Origin of the sequence: Streptococcus dentapri (assembly GCF_042649885.1) — a bacterium.
Taxonomy (GTDB): Bacteria; Bacillota; Bacilli; order Lactobacillales; family Streptococcaceae; genus Streptococcus; species Streptococcus dentapri.
This window is the reverse complement of the sequence record NZ_JBHSAC010000034.1, coordinates 1-5,505: the sequence shown is the minus strand read 5'-3', so window position 1 is coordinate 5,505 and position 5,505 is coordinate 1. Positions and strand designations below refer to the sequence as shown.

Below are 5,505 nucleotides of genomic sequence, written 5' to 3'. Positions count from 1 at the left end.
AACAAAACACTCCTGTTTCTAGTTTACTAGATTTCAACAGGAGTGTTTTTCTTCTGTCTCATGTTAGGGGGCAGTGCCATAACCAACTTTTTTGTTGAGGTGTTAAAGGAAACTAGAATAATATTACCAGTTTTTTATAGTGCCAACTGTTTTATTTTTTACGATTTTGCTTTCCAGCATTGCGCTGACGATTTTTTGTTGAAATCTCTCGAGTATCCTTTTTATTATTAGGAGTGACATCTTTACGAGTAGGAGCTGTTTTCTTAGGAGTTTTGGGCGGATTCTTTTTAAATTCTTCCGCAACTTGCTTTTGCAATTTAGGCTTGATGATAAAGCTGGTAATCAATTGTTGGATGATGGAGAAAATACCACCAACAAGCCAATAAAGGACAACAGCTGACGGTTGTGATAATCCAAAGAAGACCATCATCAAAGGAGTCATATACATGGTCATCCCAGCCTGTTTGCGTTGTTCTTCAGGCATTTGTCGAACAGCTAACCATGATTGAATCAAGTAAAGAGCTGCGATAATAACCATTAGCGGAATGTCACGATGTCCGAGATTAAACCAAAGGAAATCAGCTTTACTAACACCGGGAGTAAAACGTGCTGCCCAATACATAGCTGAGAAGAAAGGTAATTGAATCAACAGTGGCAAACAGCCCAAGCCCCCTAACATGCTGATACCATTTTCACGCTGAGCAGCTAAAAGTTCGGTTTGAGCTGCCATCTTTTCTTCTTGGGTGCTTGCTTGTTTCATGCGCTTATTAATAGGTTCAAAAATCGGAGCCAGATAATCACGCTTGGCTGCCTGATAAGCAGAGCTGCGAGCTTGGTGAAGACCAAGTGGCAGAATCAATAGACGAACTAGCACAGTTACCAAAATGATACCCAATCCAAAACCGAGGCCTAAATGTTCAGCAAAATAAGTAATCAAATTTCCCATTGGCTTACCTAGCAAATTCCAGACAGTACCGGAGGGCTTACCATTAACAACACGGACACAGCCAGAAAGGATGAATAGCGTGGATAGGGCTATTCCCGACAAAAGAAGTCGTTTTGTAGTTTTTTTCACATTAAATTCCTCTATTTTTAGTAATACCGTTCTATTTTACTTTTTTTTGTTCAATTTCTCAATAGTTCTTGGGTAGGATTTTTAATTAGCCATGCGAAAATCAGTAAAGTCTTTAAAATTAGCTATAGAAACATCCACATAGGTAACTTTAGACCAAGGAGAAGGTCCCTTTCGGACCCCTTGAATAAATTGAGAAAGTTTAGCTGAGTTATTGGATTGGGCTAAAATTTCAACCGTTCCATCGTCATTATTCCAGACTCGTCCGAAGATATCTCCGATTTCTTCGGCTAGATTAAAAGTAGAATAGCGAAAGCCCACACCTTGTACACGTCCAGAAACGATTAATCTCACCTTTTTCATAAAAATTCCTCCTTTGGACCGAGATAGATTGTATTAGATTATGTTATAATAACTATATGATTATTATAACCTCTAAAGCCAATAATCTCATTAAAAAAACTAAAAAATTACTTCAAAAGAAATATCGTAAACATTCCTATTTAATTGAGGGTTGGCATCTTTTTGAAGAAGCTCGTCAAAATGGTGCAGTTTTTGAACATATTTTTGTGATTGAGGAATTGGCAGAGAGGCTGTCTAATCAAGAACATGTAACAGTCGTAACCCCAGAGGTTTTGAAGGAGTTGACCGAGAGTCCAACGCCTCAAGGGATTGTAGCAGAAGTCCATCATAACGTTTTTGCAGAGCCTAAAGAGTTTTTAGGACCCTACTTGGTTTTGGAAGATATTCAGGATCCAGGCAACCTTGGAACAATAATTAGGACAGCAGACGCTGCAGGTTTTAGAGCCGTTTTTGTTTCAGATAAATCAGCTGATATCTATAACCAAAAGACACTGCGTTCAATGCAAGGGAGCCATTTCCATTTGCCTATCTATCGAGGGGGAGTTATGGCCTTTGTAGCTGATTTAAAATCGGCAGGAATCCAGCTAATTGTCACGACCCTCTCTTCTCAATCAGTCGACTATAGAGAAATTCCAGAAACAAAAAACTTTGCTCTTGTTATGGGCAATGAAGGTCAAGGAGTCTCTGAGGAGATGGTGGAACAAGCGGATATACTGGCGCATATTAGTATGTCTGGTCAGGCTGAAAGTCTTAATGTAGCTGTTGCTGCAGGAATTATGATGTTTAGCCTTATTCAAGGACAGTCCTGTTAGTTTTAACAAAAGGAGTATGACAATCATGAAACGTTATCAAGATGATAAGGAATTTATGGATCTGGTTGGTCACCTAATTCAACATCCCAGATTTCAGAGATTAGATGACATTACTCATCATCATTATTCAACTCGCATGAAGCATTCCATCAATGTAGCTTATTCGAGCTATCGTCTGGCTAAAAGATTTGGCTGGGATGCCAAATCAACAGCTCGTGGCGGTCTTTTACATGATTTCTTTTATTATGATTGGCGCGATACAAAGTTTAGTAAGAGTCACGCCTGGATTCATCCTAGAGTTGCTGTGCGTAATGCTAACAAGCTAACGACCCTAAATAGAAAAGAAAAAGATATTATTCTTAAACACATGTGGGGTGCTACTCTTGCTCCGCCGCGTTATAAAGAGTCTTATATTGTGACTTTGATGGATAAATACTGGGCTGTTAAGGAGGCTTCCTATCCTATGCGTCAGCGGCTTAAACGCCGTAAGATTTTTCATCGTAAAGAGCTAGGCTCTCACAATCAATGATAGTTTATTTAAAGGAGATATTATTATGGATTCACAATCAGTTATTACACAAACAGAGAGCGGTATAAGCCGTTTCTTTGCCAAAATTTATGGTATGGTGGGATTTGGTATCGGCATTTCGGCAGCTGTTTCTGCTCTGATGCTTTACGTCTTCCCCGAAAATATGATTCATATTGCTACACAAGCCCCTTTTATTTATTTTGGAGCTATTATTTTAGAACTCGTTCTGGTTCTCTTTGCTTCGGGTGCAGCTCGTCGTAATAGTTCCGCGGCTTTGCCCCTCTTTCTAATTTATTCAGCTTTAAATGGCTTTACTCTCAGTTTTCTTGTGGCAGCTTATGCACAGTCAACTGTACTAGCAGCCTTTATTAGCTCTGCCTTAGTTTTCTTTATCATGGCAGCCATTGGTGCGACAACGAAGAAGGATTTGTCTGGGATGAGTAAGGCCTTATTTGCTGGTTTAATAGGAATTATCATTGCTGGTGTTATCAATATGTTTATTGGCTCGGGCTTGATGTCCTTGTTAATCAGCTTAGTGACAGTTGTTATTTTCTCAGGACTGATTGCCTATGAAAATCAATTGGTTAAGCGAGTCTACTATCAGACTGGTGGTCAGGTGGCAGATGGCTGGGTTATTTCCATGGCCTTGAGTCTCTACCTTGACTTCATCAATTTATTCATCAGTATCCTGCGTATTTTTGGTAATCGCAATTAAAAAAATCAGCTGAGTATTAAGACTCAGCTGATTTTTTTATTCAAATTCTATCATTCTCAGACGTTTTGTAGAAGACTTGATTGAGAAATTGTTGAGTGCCTTCTTCATCAAAGATATCACTGCTAGGAGAAACGATTCGGTTTTTATTGGTATCACTTGGATCAGTGTCTCCGCTTTTGAAGTGCCTATCAGGAATTTTTTCACCTGCACTATACATTAACATACCCAAGCTAGTAGCATCGGTATAAGTTATAGTCATCAGAGCCTCGCCTTTTCCATCTCTACTGACTTCTATAGTTCCAGCAGTTCCTAGAACATTTATCTGCCCTTCTGGTGAAATAATCATGGTGCGACCGTTAGCATCTGCCCAAATTCCGGTGATAGTGGAGAAATCCCCATTTTCTAGGGCATCATAATCAAATGATGATTCAGCAGAAGAATTTTGTGTTGAATCATCACTGTTTGAAGTATCGGTAGTTGATGAGCTTTGGCTATCGGAATTTTTCGTGCTGGCTTTTGAGGTTGATCGAGAGGCGAGTTGGGTGCTTTCAGCCGATTTATTGCTCGGTTGAGACTGGTTTCGGCTGCAACCCCAACTGCCAAGACTTAGCAAAATTACTAGGGAGACAGATAAGATAATTGCTATTTTTTTCTTCATAGGGCACCTCCTTTACAAATTTATCATACTATTTTTTTAAAGAAATGTAAAACGTTTTCAATGCTTTATCTAGAAATTAATGCTCAAAAAAAAACAGCTGTCGAGCTGTTTTTAAATGCTTAACGCGCAATGCGTTTACGTGCCGCTTTTTTACGATTTTCTTCGATAAAAGCAGCCTTCTTTTCTTCAGGTTCAATAACTGTCTTCTTAACAGCGAATACGGCACCTGCTACGGTCGCAGCAGTACCAACAATACCAGTCGCTAGACCACGAGCAAAAGCATGTTTTTTAGCCATCTTGACTTCTCCTTTTCTTCTTATGTTATAATATATACTATCAAAAATTAAATTATTTTCAAGGAAAAAGATGAAGACAAAAGTAGTTGTTATAGCTGGTCCAACAGCAGTTGGCAAGACTGCTCTAGGGATCGAACTGGCTCAGAAATTTCAGGGAGAAATTATCAGTGGTGACAGTCAGCAGGTTTATCGCCACCTTAATATTGGAACAGCGAAAGCCAGTCGCAAAGAGCAGGCGGAGGTTCCTCATCATTTATTAGATGTTCGTGAGCCGTATGAACATTATTCGGTTTATGACTTCGTGCAGGAAGCTAAGATGGCCATTACTGCCATTGTTGCTCGTGGGAAATTACCCATCATTGTTGGAGGGACAGGGCTGTACCTGCAGAGTCTTTTAGAAGGTTATCATCTGGGAGGCGATCTTAATCAAGCGGCTCTTTTAGATTATCGTAAGGAGTTAGAAAGTCTATCTGATGCAGAGCTTGTTGAAAAAATGGCAGATATAGACCAAGTTATTGAGCAACCTAACCGCAGACGTCTTATTCGAGCCTTAGAATTAACCAAATTTGGACAGCAGATGGAAAATCAAGAGACAGATTATGATGCTTGTATTATAGGCCTCAACAGTGACCGGCAAAAGCTTTATCAGCGCATTAACCAGCGTGTGAATCAAATGATGGAGCAGGGCTTGTTGAATGAAGCGAGATGGCTTTATGAGAATCATCCTCACTCCCAAGCTGCTAAGGCTATTGGATATAAAGAGTTTTTTTCCTATTTTGAAGGTCAGCAGGATTTGGAAACAGCAAGAGAAAAGTTGAAACAAAATACTCGTCGCTTTGCTAAACGTCAGCTGACTTGGTTCAGAAATCGGATGGCTGTGCATTTTTATGATATTTCAGATCCTCATTATCACGAGGCAATAGACCAAGTTGTTACAGCTTTCTTAGAAGGAGAGTCTTAGTTAGAAGAGTCACTTGCTCTTATATGATATAACTCGTGGTGCTAGTTAATTTCAAAATATCTCAAATTATAAGCCAGTATGATTTGTTCGATTCTCAAT

At 39.4% G+C, this 5,505-nt stretch carries 8 protein-coding genes; 4 read left to right on the top strand and 4 right to left on the bottom strand.

Annotated features, from left to right (window positions below; translation table 11 throughout):
• Positions 1-151 precede the first annotated feature (151 nt).
• Together yidC and ACFOSE_RS03555 are read right to left on the bottom strand one after the other, a co-directional pair.
• Positions 152-1,075, bottom strand: a complete 924-nt coding sequence (gene yidC / locus ACFOSE_RS03560; RefSeq protein WP_380430599.1) for a membrane protein insertase YidC — start codon at positions 1,073-1,075, stop codon at positions 152-154.
• Between the two features lie 81 nt (positions 1,076-1,156).
• The gene (locus tag ACFOSE_RS03555) at positions 1,157-1,435 is read right to left on the bottom strand and encodes an acylphosphatase (protein WP_380430597.1); all 279 of its coding nucleotides are present in this window, start codon (positions 1,433-1,435) and stop codon (positions 1,157-1,159) included.
• A gap of 56 nt (positions 1,436-1,491) precedes the next feature.
• Here ACFOSE_RS03555 and ACFOSE_RS03550 point away from each other — a divergent pair, with 56 nt between their 5' ends.
• The 3 genes from ACFOSE_RS03550 to ACFOSE_RS03540 are packed head-to-tail and all read left to right on the top strand — an operon-like array spanning position 1,492 to position 3,491.
• Positions 1,492-2,247, top strand: a complete 756-nt coding sequence (locus tag ACFOSE_RS03550; RefSeq protein WP_380430595.1) for a TrmH family RNA methyltransferase — start codon at positions 1,492-1,494, stop codon at positions 2,245-2,247.
• Positions 2,248-2,272: 25 nt separating this feature from the next.
• Positions 2,273-2,776 carry an HD domain-containing protein gene (locus ACFOSE_RS03545; RefSeq protein WP_380430592.1) on the top strand — a complete coding sequence of 168 codons (504 nt, stop codon included), beginning with the start codon at positions 2,273-2,275 and terminating at the stop codon, positions 2,774-2,776.
• A 25-nt stretch (positions 2,777-2,801) separates the two neighbouring features.
• Positions 2,802-3,491, top strand: a complete 690-nt coding sequence (locus ACFOSE_RS03540) for a Bax inhibitor-1/YccA family protein (protein ID WP_380430589.1) — start codon at positions 2,802-2,804, stop codon at positions 3,489-3,491.
• A gap of 40 nt (positions 3,492-3,531) precedes the next feature.
• On the opposite strand, the gene ACFOSE_RS03535 is transcribed toward ACFOSE_RS03540, so the two are convergent.
• Positions 3,532-4,149 carry a DUF6287 domain-containing protein gene (locus ACFOSE_RS03535; protein WP_380430586.1) on the bottom strand — a complete coding sequence of 206 codons (618 nt, stop codon included), beginning with the start codon at positions 4,147-4,149 and terminating at the stop codon, positions 3,532-3,534.
• A gap of 119 nt (positions 4,150-4,268) precedes the next feature.
• Positions 4,269-4,445, bottom strand: a complete 177-nt coding sequence (locus tag ACFOSE_RS03530) for a DUF3042 family protein (protein WP_380430584.1) — start codon at positions 4,443-4,445, stop codon at positions 4,269-4,271.
• Between the two features lie 70 nt (positions 4,446-4,515).
• On the opposite strand from ACFOSE_RS03530, the gene miaA reads away from it, so the two are divergent.
• Positions 4,516-5,406, top strand: a complete 891-nt coding sequence (miaA, locus tag ACFOSE_RS03525) for a tRNA (adenosine(37)-N6)-dimethylallyltransferase MiaA (RefSeq protein ID WP_380430581.1) — start codon at positions 4,516-4,518, stop codon at positions 5,404-5,406.
• The last annotated feature ends 99 nt before the right edge of the window (positions 5,407-5,505 follow it).